The following is a 14,925-nucleotide window of genomic DNA, read 5'->3' on the forward strand; positions in this document are numbered from 1 at the left end:
TCATATTTTATATATAAGACACTCTTATTTATTTTTCCCATTTATAAGAGTACAATAGTTAAGTTGCGAAATGACGATACACCATATTCATATATCGGAGTGAAAAAAATGGACTTTTGGTCATCTAAAAAAGGAAAAATGCTAGAAATATCAATACTTGGCATACTAACTATCTTCGGCATTGGTTCACAATATTTTTCAAATTTGGCTTATAGTTTAAATCAAGGTATTTTACAAACATCATTTGGTATAGGTTCTCAATATCTCATTATACCTTCTGTGATTGCTAACTTTGCCTTTGCACTTGGCGTGCCACTTGGACATACATTGACACACAAATTCGGGTTTAGACGTAATTTTTTATTCTTTGTAACTCTATTTTTAATCGGCTCGATTATTGGGCTTTTTTCCTTCGACTTAATTATTTTATCTATTGCTAAAGGGTTACAAAGTTTAAGTACCGGCGTCTTATTCTTCACACTTTTACCAAAACTCTTTCTCAATTTCCCTAAACAATACCGCAATGTATTCTTATTAATGGTTATTGTAGGTTTATTTGGCGCAAATGCATTGGGAGGTCTATCAGGTAGTCTATCTTTAGAATTAGATCGTTGGCATTGGATCTTTATTATTAATATTATTTCAGCTATCTTATGTCTTATTTTAGGTTCAATATTCTTAACAAAAGAAGAATATCAACATTCTGAACCTATTCATATTAGTCGTCCTATGATTATTTCATTAGTTCTTAGTACGATTGCTCTTACGCTACCGATGGGGATGCTTACACAAAAAGGGTACGGGTCTCTCTGGGTCTGGCCTATCCTAATTATAGCAATTTTATTCATTGTAAATTTTGTAGTTTTTAATCACGAAGCAAAACATCCATTTGTTCACTTTAAAACGTTATTAACAAAGAAACCACTTGTTGGTGCAACAATGGCTATATCTTCACATTTAGCCTTATTATGTGGTATTGCAGGAATTAATGTGTATATAATTAGAATCTTAAAATTACCTTTCACTATATCTTTACATTTTTATTTATTCTTTTTCATAGGTGTCATTGTGACAGGATTTATTAAAATGTTTATCTATAGTGCAGTGGGAGCTGGTGTTTTAGGCACATTAGGCTCATCAGCATTACTTTATGTCAGTGTTCATTGGATGATTTTACATGATATTGTAAATATTCATTTACTTTATATTCAAGGTTTCCTACTTGGTTTTGGTGCAAGTATGACACTTGTAAGTGGTGCTATGGCAACATTATTAGATGGCGATTTACTTCAAGCTGGTCAGCGTTCTCAAACGATGCACACAATACGTAACTACGCGGCAGCATTTCTTGTTCCAGTGATTGCCTATCTGATTAAATATAATATTCAAAAAGGAACACAATCTGTTTATACAGAAAATATTACAAACACTTCAATTTATATTAAGCGTATAAAAGATATTGCTATTGATGCTGATCATAAAGTATTTCTACTAATGATTATTTTCAATTCGATTATGTTAGTATCATCGATTATCCAAATGTCTCTTGGAAAAGGGAGACGTATTACACCACCTCGTTCGCCTAAAAACCCCGAGTTACATTTGAATATACACAAGTAATGATTTTTAAGGAACAGTTTACTTTATTAGGATTTCGCTCCTTAGTTTACGATGTTATTACACATTTCAAGTTCATATATCCTTAAAATGTACATTTACTCTATGTAATTGTGACAGATTATTGACAACGCTTTCATATAGCGTTACTATCTATTTACATTCAATAGACAACGTTGATGGTTGAATCTCATATGTAGCTCTGTTCTACATACGACAATTTTTCGCCATATTTGTAAACGCTTTCTAAATTGTCTGTTAAGAAAGGATGGTTACTTTGGAAAATATTAAAGCGATATTTAGTAAACTTTTCGGATTTATTCCACGTTCAATAATTAATATTTTTATTTAATCTATATATTTTATAACAAAAAACAATTAATAGAGGTGCTATTTATGAAAAAAAGTGAAAACAGATACAGTATTCGTAAATTCAGTGTGGGTGCATCATCCATTTTAGTAGCGACATTGCTATTTATGGGAGGCGGTGCTGCACAGGCAGCAGAAACACATCAGGAAGTGGGAAATCCTGAATCAGCTGTAGCACAATCTATTGGGGATCATAAAAAACAATCTGATAATCAAGAAACACAACAAGACAATGTTCAATCTGACGAACAAGCTACTTCTACATCTCAATCAGTAACTAATGAAAATGAAGCACAACGCTTACATAATGAAAACAAAGCTTCAACTCAAGTTAAAGATAGCACTGATCAATTAAATACTAATGAAGGAACAACTGACAACATTGTAACTCATCAATCTACAAAACATTCAGTAGCTGAAACTGAAGAAGCATCAACTACAAAAACATCTTCTGATGATCCTGAATCAGTTTCAACTAAAGAGGAGCAACCTTCTCTTGAAACACAAGAATCGACTAAAAACACAATTCAAAAAGACACACTAGCCTCAGATAAAAAAGATAACACAACTGAAACATCAACTACTAAAAATCAAGCTCACTCTTCAGAAAACGTGACAAATGAAAGTCCGACAGAAGAGAAAACAACAACTCAAACAACGACTGCTGAAACCAACACATCATCTACAAAAGACAATACTTCAAAAACAACTGACAGTCATTCAACAAAAACATCTCAGTCAACACCTCTAACAGAGAGTAAAGAATTAACACCATCAAAAACTCAACAAGATTCAAATGTAAATCAGGATGCAATAAAAAATAATGACGTAGAGGCACCATCTACTGGAAAAACAAACGATACTGTAGACACAACTGAAACAAAACAAACAGTGACAGCTAAACAACCCACAGATCCTGCTGCACCTACAGTGAATACTTTAAACACTAAAGATGAAGCGATCTCAATTGACGGTACAACAAATGAAACTGTTGGACATAAAGATGCTAAAGATCAAAAAAATTCACAGGCTGGCTTAGAGACATTAGCTAATAATGCAGTAGCAACAACAAATAATACATCTCAACAGCAAGGTACGACAGAAACAAAAGATCAAACCAATAAAGTTGCTAAACAAGGTCAATACAAAAACCAAGATCCAATCATTCTTGTTCATGGTTTTAATGGATTTACTGATGATATCAATCCTAATGTTTTATCACATTATTGGGGCGGCGATAAATTAAACATTCGTCAAGATTTAGAACAAAATGGTTATAACGCTTATGAAGCAAGTATCAGTGCATTTGGTAGTAACTATGACCGTGCCGTTGAACTTTATTACTATATTAAAGGTGGTACTGTAGATTATGGTGCTGCACATGCAGAAAGATATGGACATGAACGCTATGGTAAAACATACGAAGGCGTTTATAAAGATTGGCAACCTGGTCAAAAAGTGCATCTAGTTGGTCATAGTATGGGAGGACAAACTGTTCGTCAATTAGAAGAATTATTAAGAAATGGTAGTCAAGAAGAAATTGAATACCAAAAAACACATGGTGGTGACATTTCTCCTTTACTACAAGGTGGACACGATAATATGGTTTCTTCAATTACAACATTAGGCACACCGCATAATGGTACCCACGCTGCAGATGAATTAGGAAATGAAGCACTTGTTCGTCAAGTGGTTTTTGATTTAGGTAAACGATTAGGTAATAAAAATTCACGTGTAGACTTCGGTTTGTCTCAATGGGGTCTAAAACAACAACCTGGTGAAAGCTACATCTCTTACCTTTTACGCGTTAAAAACTCTAAATTATGGCAATCTAAAGATAATGGTTTTTATGATTTAACACGTGATGGCGCGACAGATCTTAACCGCAAAACATCACTTAATCCAAATATCGTTTATAAAACGTATACAGCTGAGGCAACGCATCCGACTTTAATAGGAAAACAAAAAGCAGACTATAATATGTTCTTACCATTCACAGTGACAGGAAATGTGATTGGTAAAGCTACTGAAAAAGAATGGAGAGAAAATGATGGTCTTGTATCTGTGATTTCATCTCAACATCCTTTCAATCAAGCTTATACAGAAGCAACTGATACAAATCAAAAAGGTATTTGGCAAGTAACACCTACTAAACACGACTGGGATCATGTCGATTTTGTAGGTCAAGACAGTACAGATACAAAACGTTCAAGAGAAGAACTACAACAGTTTTGGTATGATTTAGCAGATGATTTAGTTCAAACAGAAGCGCTAACTTCAACTAACGAAGCTTAATATAATTTTTTGCGGAAAGGTGGTTGTCTAATGTCTGGTGATGTCTTTCAATTACTTGGTTCTTTCTTCAGAATAGTTAAAGCATTATTTTTCTAATTTCATATAAATAAAAGCACCTCCGAATGAGATGAAGACATTTTCACTCGTTAGGAAGTGCTTTTTATTATGTAAGATTTGTAAGAACATGATGTCATAAAGTGCTGTAAGTTTTTCAGTCTAGTTAGATGAACGTACATCTACATTATTATCGTTTGACGAGAATGCTTCTTCATTTGCTGAAAGTGTGATCTTTTTAGAGTGGTTAGAAGCTTTGACTTCATGACGTAATGCACTATTCAATCCTAATAAATTATTTGCTTGAGTTTCTTCACTATTGTAGCTTTCTAATCCATTCACAATTTCAGTCGCTAAATATTCACATGCATCTTGATTGTCAACTTCGACTTTTTCATTGATTATTGATTCAATTACTTCAATTAAGTCACATTTTTGAATTTGAATATCAATCATTTGTTCTACTCCCTTAAACTGTCATTAAGCCATTTGATAGGCTTTCTAGTTTATTACCCTGTTTCTAGAAAATGTACACAAAATCGTCACTGTCGAAAAATGTAATGCACTACTGCGTCCATTTTATTACTCATCGTTACTTTTAGGAATAAATACCTTCGCTTCACTATCTTTTGGATAATAAAAACCATTAGGCACAGTTTGAAGTTCGATTAAGCTTCCCCATGGCGCTCGAATATAAACGGTTTTATTATTCTCTGTATTCTCATATTTTGTATTAGAATGTGGTTCAGATAGTGGCTCTCCTCCTGCCTGTTTGACACGTTCTAATACATGTTCAAATTCGTCACTTTCAATATAAAAAGAAATATGTGTAAAACCTATATCTTGTAGTGATTGTGGTTCATGTTGTTGAGCGTGTTGGAATTCAAACATTTCAATATTAGGACCACAACCAAACACCATCATGCGTTTATGAATAATTGAAGTTCCTTTTTCTAGCCCTAAGATATGCTCGACATATTCGCCACCTCTTGGTTCATCATTTTTAGTTTGACTATCATATGCAATTTTTCCATCTAGTCCCTGTTTAAAAAAAGCAGTGGCTTTTTCAATACTAGGAACCGTAAGACCAATATGATTAATACCTCGATTCATCATATCTCCTCCTTACTCAAAAGAGTGCAAGACAGCATTCATTTTGAATTTATCGTCCACTCCAGTAACGTATCTCCAACTTGTGTTGATTGAAAAGAATTTGGAACAAACGCATGTTCAATTCAATCATCGACTGCCAATATATTAAAAAAGCCTAAGACAACACATTGTGTCTCAGGCTTTTTCAAACAATCATTTCTTATTTTCTATCAAAATATCTGTAACGTTTGAATGCGTCAAGGATAGCTTGTGGTTCGCTAGATACTACAACACCAGGCGCATCTAAATCAATACGATTACTTTGTAATACATTTTTCGCTTCTTCAGTGATTACAACAGGTTTTTTATGATTATAGCTCATTTCAACAAAGTCAATCGCAGTCGGTAACATTTCTTTACCGTCTGAAAGAACGATTACACTATCAAATACTGTTGAACTTGCTGTGCTATAAGTTTCAGTAATACCAATTTCGTCATCATTAAGGTTTTTAGCTGTTTGTCCAACAAATGCATAGTTTAAGTCGTTGTTAACAAATACTTCTGCATATGATTTTAATGTTTCAGCGCTAATATCACCATTTACAAGCACTGCTACAGAGTGTCCTTTTAGTGGGATATCAAATTTTTCTAATGTTAATTGGCTATCTTTAGCATCTGATTGCACTTCTTCGTTTTCTGCCGGAACTTCTACACCTACATTATTTGCTACGTATTCAGCTAATTTACGATCAACTTTATTAATTTGATTAACAGCATTTTGCTTTACTTCTGGTGATTTACATTTACCAATTTCAAATGAAAATGCATCAGCTAAATGTTGTTGTTCTGCTTCAGTTAAGCTGTTTTTATATAATTTAGCTTGAGTATAGTAATCTTTGAAACTATCACTACGTTGACGTACTTTATAACCTTCTACTTTTTCATGATAATGCTCGAAACCACCTTGTTCTTTAGGTGTCGTATGAGGGTCATTATTGTTCAAGCCATTTTTATGGTAGGCTGTTTGACCTTGATGAATATATGATTGATGCATTGCATCACGTTGATTATTATGAACTTCTGCAACTGGGCGGTTAATAGGAATTTGGTTAAAGTTTGGTCCGCCAAGACGAGAAATTTGTGTATCTGTGTAAGAGAATAAACGGCCTTGTAATAATGGGTCATTAGAGAAATCAATACCTGGAACGATATGTGCAGGATGGAACGCAACTTGTTCAGTTTCTGCAAAGACGTTATCTACATTACGGTTCAATGTCATTTTACCTACGATTTTCACAGGTACTTGATCTTCTGGCCATAATTTAGTTGGATCTAAAATATCAAAATCAAAGTCAAATTCTTGTTCAGGTTTGATAATTTGTAAGCCTAATTCCCATTCAGGATAGTCGCCTTTATCAATTGATTCATATAAATCTTTACGATGGAAATCAATGTCTTTACCATGTAAGATTTGTGCTTCATCCCATACTAAGCTTTCTAAACCTTGTTTAGGTTTCCAGTGGAATTTAACAAAGTAAGATTGACCTTCTTTATTTACAAGTCTAAATGTGTGTACACCAAAACCTTCTTGTTGACGGAAGTTTTTAGGAATACCTCTATCACTCATTGCCCAGAATACTGCATGCATAGATTCAGGGTTTTGACCAATGAAATCCCAGAATGTATCATGCGCTGAACCACCTTGTGGCATTTCATTATGTGGTTCTGGTTTTAATGCATGTACGAAGTCAGGGAATTTAATTGCATCTTGAATAAAGAATACAGGTGCGTTGTTACCTACTAAATCGAAGTTACCTTCATCAGTATAGAATTTAGTAGCAAAACCACGAATGTCACGTACTGTATCTGGAGATCCTTTAGAACCTTGTACAGTAGAGAAACGCACAAAGACAGGTGTTGTTTTTTCAGGGTGTGTTAAGAAATCCGCACTTGTATATTCACTTAAATCTTCATACACTTGGAATTCACCATGTGCCCCAAATCCACGAGCATGTACCACACGTTCAGGAATACGTTCATGGTCGAAGTGCATCATTTTTTCACGGAAGTGGAAGTCTTCTAGTAAAGTCGGACCTCTATCCCCTACTGTAAGTGAATGTTCATCTTCACTTACTTTCATACCACTATTTGTAGTCATTGCTGTACCATCATTATTTTTTCTTAACTCATCTAATTGTTGTTGTTTTTTGTTTTTGTTTGATTGATCCATACTTATCTCTCCTAGATATAGATTGGTATCGTAAATACATTGTTATGTACATTGTTTCCTTATTACGGAATACAGTTAGTTATTCCCATTTATAAAAGAATTAATCATTTTAAAGAAAAAATATATTCCCATAAATTTTTATTTAAAGAACTTTCTTTTATAATCGTTTATGGAAATATATTTTTTGATATTTTATATTAAACTTTAATTATTGATAATCTACTACCTTATCAACTGGCATTCTATATGATGTATGAGGTTCTTTTTCTTTCTTACCAATCGCAACGATTAACACTGGAACGTAACGTTCTAAATCATATCCGAATGCTTCGCCAATTTTGTCATGCTCAAAACCACCGATAGGGTTCGTATCATAGCCATATTGTTTTGCAACTAACATTAATTGCATCGCAGCTAAACTACTATCCACTTTTACGATGTCACTCATAACTTCACGTGAACTATTTTTGTAAGTATCCATTACAAAAGGTAATATTTGGTCTTTTACTTCTTGAGGCATATGTCCTTCTTCAACTGCTTTGTTATAGATGAATTCGCCTTCCTCATAACATTGTAAATCACCAAAAATAACAATCATCGCTGAAGATGTATCATTTTGTGATGTATTAAATCGAATTAACGGGCGTAATTTTGCTTTCGCTTCATCACTTTCTACAACAACAAAACGCCATGGCTGCATATTCACTGATGAAGGTGCTTTTGTTGCCTTGCTAATGATTTCATTCATTTCGTCATGTGGAATTTTATAATTTGGATCAAATCCTTTAACAGATTTTCTACTTTCTAATATTTCGTTAAAATCGTTCATTCATTTCCCTACTTTCATATTTTAATTACGTAACTTAGATTATTAAATAAATTGAAAATAAAGAGAAGTAATTTGCTTATAGATTTAAAAAGATACTCAATTTAATACATTATTAACTATATTTAATAATGTATTAACACTTATCTATTAAACTATTATTTGATTAATATTAACTAAATAGGGTATTCTTAAACTTAACAAATTAAATAATTTGAAGTTTTAAAAAATTATTTATGTTATAACAAAGGGTATTGGATTCAGTCATAAAGTTTCAGTCATAAGGTTACTCAGGAAAGGGAAGAAAATTATGGCAGAAGATAAACTGCAAAGAGAATTGAGTAATAGACATATTCAACTTATCGCTATTGGTGGCGCAATTGGCACAGGACTGTTCCTTGGATCAGGTGAATCTGTACATTTAGCCGGACCGTCTATTTTATTGACTTATGTTATTGTCGGTTTTGTATTATTTATGTTTATGAGAGCAATGGGAGAAATCCTCTTATCAAATTTAGGATTCAAATCATTTGGGGATATTGCCCATCATTATATTGGACCAATTGCTGGATTTATGGTCGGATGGACGTATTGGTTAACTTGGATTATTTCAGGCATGGCAGAAGTGACAGCAGTTGCTAAATATGTTTCATATTGGTATCCAACAGTACCAAACTGGCTAACAGCGGCATTTACTATCTTAGTATTAGTCGCTTTGAACTTATTCAGTGCAAAGCTATTTGGAGAGTTAGAATTCTGGCTGTCAATTATTAAAGTGATAACAATTGTAGCCTTAATCATTGTTGGTATTGTGATGATTGTGCTTGGAATGAAAACCTCTTATGGGCAAGCAAGCGTAACGAACCTTTGGTCTAGAGGTGGATTTTTCCCGAATGGTATTCAAGGGTTCTTGATGGCTTTCCAAATGGCTATCTTTTCATTTATTGGTATTGAGTTAATTGGAATTACAGCTGGAGAAACTAAAAACCCACACAAAACGATTCCTCAAGCAATTAACAATGTACCTGCGCGTATTTTAATTTTCTATATTGGCTCATTAGCAGTGATCATGTCTGTAGTACCTTGGGATAAACTAAACCCAGCAGACAGTCCATATGTTAAATTATTCGGATTAATTGGTATTCCATTTGCTGCCGGTATTATTAACTTTGTCGTTTTAACAGCAGCTGCTTCATCATGTAATAGTGGTATTTTCGCAAATAGTCGTACAATGTACGGTTTAGCAGGTCGTAAACAAGGTCCACCATTCTTGCATAAAACAAATAAACATGGTGTACCCCACTATGCTATTTTAGTCACATGTGGCTTATTAAGTATTTCAGTTATTTTAAATGCAGTATTTAAAGATGCAACAAAAGTGTTCGTTCAAATTACGATATTTTCAACAGTATTGAATATTTTAATTTGGACACTGATCATGATTGCCTATCTAAATTACGTCAAACGCAATCCAGAATTACATAAAGATAGTAAATTCAAAATGCCTGGCGGAAAATATATGGCATTTGTGATTTTAGCTTTCTTCGCATTTATCTTTATTATCTTATTAATTAACAGTTCAACTAGAATTGGAGTATTATTTATACCCGTATGGGCAATTATTCTTTGGATTATGTATCAAAAATATAAAAAAGAATCAGACAAAGCGAAAGTTAAAATGGAATAATATAAAGAACATTTTAGACTTCCCCCCTAATGGAGGAAGTCTTTTTTCATGATATCTATTAAATAAAAGAGAAGCTTAATTATAGCTTCTCTGTATTTATATTTAAATGATCTTTTAACATATGGCTTTCATATTCTTTTCTAAACACGCCACGCGCTTGAAGAACTGGAATGACTAAATCGATAAATTTTTCAAATGCATTTGGATATGTTGGTGACATTAACATAAAACCATCGCACGCTTCTTTTTCAAACCATTCAATCATTTCATCCGCTACTTGTTCCGGTGTTCCCACTATCGTTTTATGTCCTACCCAAGTACCAAATCGATCTAATACATCGCGTAAGGTAAGGTGTTCGGTCATAACAGCACGCTGTACAGCTTCATACACAGATTTTACAACTTTTTTCTCTAACGCATCATAAGGTGGTAATGATGGTACGACTTCATCTAGTTTCCATTCACTTATATCTAGACCAATGGCTTTAGATAATTGTTTTTTGCGTTTTTCAAGTGGAATCATATCATCTAATTGTTGCTTAAGTTTATAAGCATCCTCTTCATTCTCATCAACATAAACGGTGAGACCTGGTAATACAAGAGGTGGTTGACGATTTGCTTCCATGGCACGTTGATGAATGTCTTGTCTGAATTGTTGGCCATCTTGTAAATTCCATGCAATTGAAAAAATAGCATCCACGTGTCGTACTGCTAAATCACGCCCTGGAATGGAAGTTCCTGCTTGAAATAAACGTGGTCGACCATATTTTGGTGTTGGAATGTTAATAGCTCCGGCAACTTGAAAATACTTTCCTTGATAATGAAGTGGATGAATATACTGATGATTTAAGCCAATCCCTGAGTCTTTGTGATTAACGATAGCCTCTACAGTAAATGACTCCCATAATTTTTTCATTACATTGATAAATTCATCTGCTCGTTCATATCGTTTTTCAAGATGTGGTAAAGCTTGCATCGAATAGTTTTGTGCTTCTAAATCAAATTGAGATGTTACAATATTTGCCCCAATACGCCCATGAGATATTTGATGTAAACTTGAAAGCATACGTGCTGCAAGATAAGGTTCATAAAAAGAAGAAGAAATGGTACCTATCAAGCCAATTGAATGTGTTTCACGTGAAATGGCAGCAAGTGCCGTTAGTGGTTCAAAATAATAAGAAATATGTCCCGTTTCTTCTCCAGAAATATATTGACCGTCTCCTAGAAAGAAAGCATCCAGTTTACCTTTTTCGGCTAATTTCGCTAACTTAATTTGAAAATTAATATCTCCAACTTCTTCAACATATGAATGTGGTAGTCTCCAAGAGGCAGGATGTAGACCTGTACTATAAGCTAAAACAGATAAATGCATGTGTTTCATTGTCATTAACCCCTTTGTTATAAGTCAAAATTGTCATTTTAATTTACATATATCATATATGGATTGTTGAAATTTTACAATATCTACTAACTATTTTATATCTTAAAATAATTATATACAATATTATCCAGTTGTTTAGCAATATGAATAAAATCTTGATTTAAATCCAATGTTTTGACACTAATCGTATTGCCACTCATCTGAAACGTATTATCAGGTACAAGTTGTTCATCCGTTTTCGCATACAGTAACATCCCCGCAACATTTATCTGCTTAGGTTTTAAATGAAGTGCTTCATTTTTTACATACGCAAATATTTGATATAAATTTCCAGAATGAATCGTTCTTGTATCAAAATATTGTTGTAACGTGGACGTATAATACTTCGTATCAATGATTAAGCATTGTTTGCCATAAGTGAGCATGACATCACTTCTCATTGTCGGTAACATGTGACGATGATCATCATCAATGGCCCATGGAATATGAGACGCGGTGACTTTTAACTGTGGAAATTCCTTTTTATAATAAGCCCTAACAAACCGTTCATATAAACGCGCCATCTGTTGTTCATCTTCGAACATCATTGTTTCTCTTGAACCGCTTCTTTCTGACTGAATTCGTCCTTGTGTAACAAGGTAACAAATAGCCATTAACATACGATATGTTTCGTGATGACGATCAAATCGTAACTGCCAATCAATATGTCGATAATCTAATATATCTACGTGTTTAAAATATATCAGCAGTCGTTTTAACGCTTTTTTACGTGTGCGCGAAATATCTAATTTTAGAACATTAAGCATTGTTGTTTTTAGAATTTGATTCATATACGTATTAATTGAAAATTCATCATACGTGCAATTTAACCGTTTATGCATCATCGTTCCTTGTTTTATGGATGCTGTGACATTAATCTTTCCTCGTATCACATTAAGCGAGTCGTTGTGTTCTAAATAGTCATGTTGAAGACCATATTTTAATTGACTCGATACGCCTTTAATGAGAAGTGCACTATACAAATCTGCCACATTATTAAATGATTCTGTTGCTATATGTTGATAGCCTTTCTTATTCAAAACTGTAAACGCATAAGACAACATATAATAAATATTATGAATGTTAATCATTGAATCGCATCCCTTAAACGTACCTTCCAAATATCCACTTTTGAAGAATCGTCAAACCAATATTCTTTTAATAATGGAATAATTTCGAATTCAATAATATTAGATAATTCAGATTCTGTGATATTAACTATATTGCTAAAATAACTATGACCAATGACGAACCCCTCACCTAACATATCATCTTCTCGAATGTCGACATTCAATGCTTCGATGGCGTCAATTAATGCTTCAAATTGTGGATTTTTTAAATTTTCTTGATATTGTTTAAACTGTATGGTTTCAAAGGCAGGTTTCATATCAAAGAATGCAAATCGACGTCGTAGTGCATAATCAAGAATGGCTAAACTTCGATCTGCTGTATTCATCATACCAATAATATAAACATTATCTGGAACACAGAATTTCTCATCTGCATAAAGTAATTCTATTTCCATTCCCCTCTTATCGTTTTCAATTAACATAAACAATTCACCAAATATCTTACTTAAATTGCCACGATTAATTTCATCGATAATAAAGAAATAGTCTTTCTCACTATCTTCTTCTGCTTGCTTACAGAAATTGTAAAATGCACCGGTACGCAATTCAAAGCCAGTTTCAGTAGGACGATATCCCATTACAAAATCTTCATATGCATAGCTTTGATGGAATTGTACAAGTTTCACACGTTCTTTATCTTTAACACCCATCATTGAATAAGCCAATCGTTTAGCTGCATATGTTTTACCTACACCTGGTGGTCCTTGTAAGATGACATTCTTTTTTCTTCTAATTAATTGTACAAGCGTGTCATAGTCTTCTTCATTCATAAATACGTCGTCTAAGAATTGTTCTGCTGTATAAACGGGATAAGTCGTTTGTGTAGCAACCAATCCATCAGAATGTTCAACTGAAAATAACTCATTAAATTTCCGAATCGTTTCACTATATGGCGTAATTTTAGTGAGCGTCTTATTTAATGTTTTGCTTGGAATCTTCCAGTTTCCTTTCTCCTTCCAAACAAGCTGAATGATATTTTTATGATTTTTATATTGATGATTTGATGAAACAACACCCCATCCTACAATATCAGTCTGTCCTTTTTTCACATAAACAATATCCCCACGCTTCATTTCTTTACTAAATTCCCATATGGCATTAACCGTATGAATATAATGATGCTGATTATGGTTCAATTGTTGTAATTTTTGATTAATCTCTTCTTTAGATGCATAGTTCGAGAAATCTTCTAACTCGTTATATCCAATAGACATTTCCCCATTCTCAATAAAAGAAGCGAAATCAACATCTTGTGGTTTGGGAGAATAAATCCAATAATTCACGACTTCTAAATCCTTATCTGCATCGATATCTTTTACTTTTGAGCTTTGCTTGATTTCCTTTGATTTACGCCATGCTTCATAACTTAAATCAATAAAATCATTCAAATAGTTATCATCTTTTAGAAATAATTTTAATTTTTCAATCATCATTAAATACGTTGTTGCAGTTAATGATTTTTTTAAGTTAACCTCAAAATTGATATACTTTGTACTTATCTCGCTTTCTTCAAAAATATACCAAATCGCCCGAGAATCTAAATTGGCAAATGTGTCAGAATCAATCCAAAATAATCCACTGGTTAACTTACCCATACCGATTCCAGGCTGAGCCATCACTTGATTAAATTTTCTCTTAAAGTTATTTTCATTATCTTCGCTTTTATCTGATGAATACAATAAAGCAATTTCAAACAACGACCATAAATTTTCAATGTCTTGTGCTTCACGATCATTCTTAAAATTATAAAATGTAGCACGTAAATTCATCACTGTCGGAATACCATCAAAATTTCGTGGTATATCTGCTTTCACATCAAATAGTTTGGCCATTTCTTCTATAATTTTAATTCTATTTTTTTTAGTCATAGAACTCTTATTAAATAATCCAAACACAGTAAATGGATCCATATCTATAATTTCATTATTAATTTCTAATTTAGGCATATGGATTTGAGTGTTAATATAAAGTTCTCGTATTTTCTCAATCAATTGATCACGACAATTTTGATATTCTAACAATTTATGCGCTAAGGCTTTATAAAAGATTGCCCATGTTTTATCTATTTTATAGTCCATCTTTATTTCTCCTCAAAATCATTATTATCTTCATTTTAATGCATTTTATAAATATATTTATACCTTTAAATATATAAAAAATAAGCTATAAGATCGTATGATTTCAACTACTTATAGCTTATAATAA

Annotated in this window: 10 protein-coding genes; 3 read left to right on the forward strand and 7 right to left on the reverse strand. The window is 33.0% G+C overall.

Going from position 1 to position 14,925, the window contains the following annotated elements; genetic code table 11:
• Positions 1-108 precede the first annotated feature (108 nt).
• Together HMPREF2930_RS01710 and lip are read left to right on the forward strand one after the other, a co-directional pair.
• A complete protein-coding gene (locus HMPREF2930_RS01710; protein ID WP_017174736.1) occupies positions 109-1,620 on the forward strand; it encodes an MFS transporter in 1,512 nt (503 codons plus the stop codon).
• Between the two features lie 393 nt (positions 1,621-2,013).
• A complete protein-coding gene (gene lip, locus HMPREF2930_RS01715) occupies positions 2,014-4,281 on the forward strand; it encodes a YSIRK-targeted triacylglycerol lipase (protein WP_017174735.1) in 2,268 nt (755 codons plus the stop codon).
• Between the two features lie 216 nt (positions 4,282-4,497).
• Here lip and HMPREF2930_RS01720 read toward each other — a convergent pair whose 3' ends face one another.
• From HMPREF2930_RS01720 to HMPREF2930_RS01735, 4 genes are all read right to left on the reverse strand, one after another.
• A complete protein-coding gene (locus HMPREF2930_RS01720; protein WP_002449192.1) occupies positions 4,498-4,791 on the reverse strand; it encodes a hypothetical protein in 294 nt (97 codons plus the stop codon).
• Positions 4,792-4,917: 126 nt separating this feature from the next.
• Positions 4,918-5,451 carry a VOC family protein gene (locus HMPREF2930_RS01725; RefSeq protein WP_002449191.1) on the reverse strand — a complete coding sequence of 178 codons (534 nt, stop codon included), beginning with the start codon at positions 5,449-5,451 and terminating at the stop codon, positions 4,918-4,920.
• 196 nt (positions 5,452-5,647) lie between these two features.
• Entirely contained in the window at positions 5,648-7,657 is a 2,010-nt protein-coding gene (locus HMPREF2930_RS01730) for a catalase (RefSeq protein ID WP_017174733.1), read from the reverse strand.
• Positions 7,658-7,865: 208 nt separating this feature from the next.
• Positions 7,866-8,486, reverse strand: coding sequence for a nitroreductase family protein (locus tag HMPREF2930_RS01735; protein WP_017174732.1), 621 nt, complete (start codon positions 8,484-8,486; stop codon positions 7,866-7,868).
• Between the two features lie 307 nt (positions 8,487-8,793).
• Here HMPREF2930_RS01735 and HMPREF2930_RS01740 point away from each other — a divergent pair, with 307 nt between their 5' ends.
• Positions 8,794-10,170 carry an amino acid permease gene (locus HMPREF2930_RS01740; RefSeq protein ID WP_017174731.1) on the forward strand — a complete coding sequence of 459 codons (1,377 nt, stop codon included), beginning with the start codon at positions 8,794-8,796 and terminating at the stop codon, positions 10,168-10,170.
• A 79-nt stretch (positions 10,171-10,249) separates the two neighbouring features.
• On the opposite strand, the gene HMPREF2930_RS01745 is transcribed toward HMPREF2930_RS01740, so the two are convergent.
• From HMPREF2930_RS01745 to HMPREF2930_RS01755, 3 genes are all read right to left on the reverse strand, one after another.
• Complete coding sequence (locus HMPREF2930_RS01745; protein WP_017174730.1) at positions 10,250-11,551, reverse strand: NtaA/DmoA family FMN-dependent monooxygenase; 1,302 nt, start codon at positions 11,549-11,551, stop codon at positions 10,250-10,252.
• Positions 11,552-11,646: 95 nt separating this feature from the next.
• Entirely contained in the window at positions 11,647-12,681 is a 1,035-nt protein-coding gene (gene mcrC, locus HMPREF2930_RS01750; protein ID WP_017174729.1) for a 5-methylcytosine-specific restriction endonuclease system specificity protein McrC, read from the reverse strand.
• Entirely contained in the window at positions 12,678-14,798 is a 2,121-nt protein-coding gene (locus tag HMPREF2930_RS01755; RefSeq protein ID WP_037541667.1) for an AAA family ATPase, read from the reverse strand. Before HMPREF2930_RS01755 ends, mcrC begins: the two co-directional genes overlap by 4 nt.
• Between the last annotated feature and the right edge of the window lie 127 nt (positions 14,799-14,925).

This window comes from Staphylococcus sp. HMSC068C09 (genome assembly GCF_001813735.1).
Classification (GTDB): domain Bacteria; phylum Bacillota; class Bacilli; order Staphylococcales; family Staphylococcaceae; genus Staphylococcus; species Staphylococcus hominis.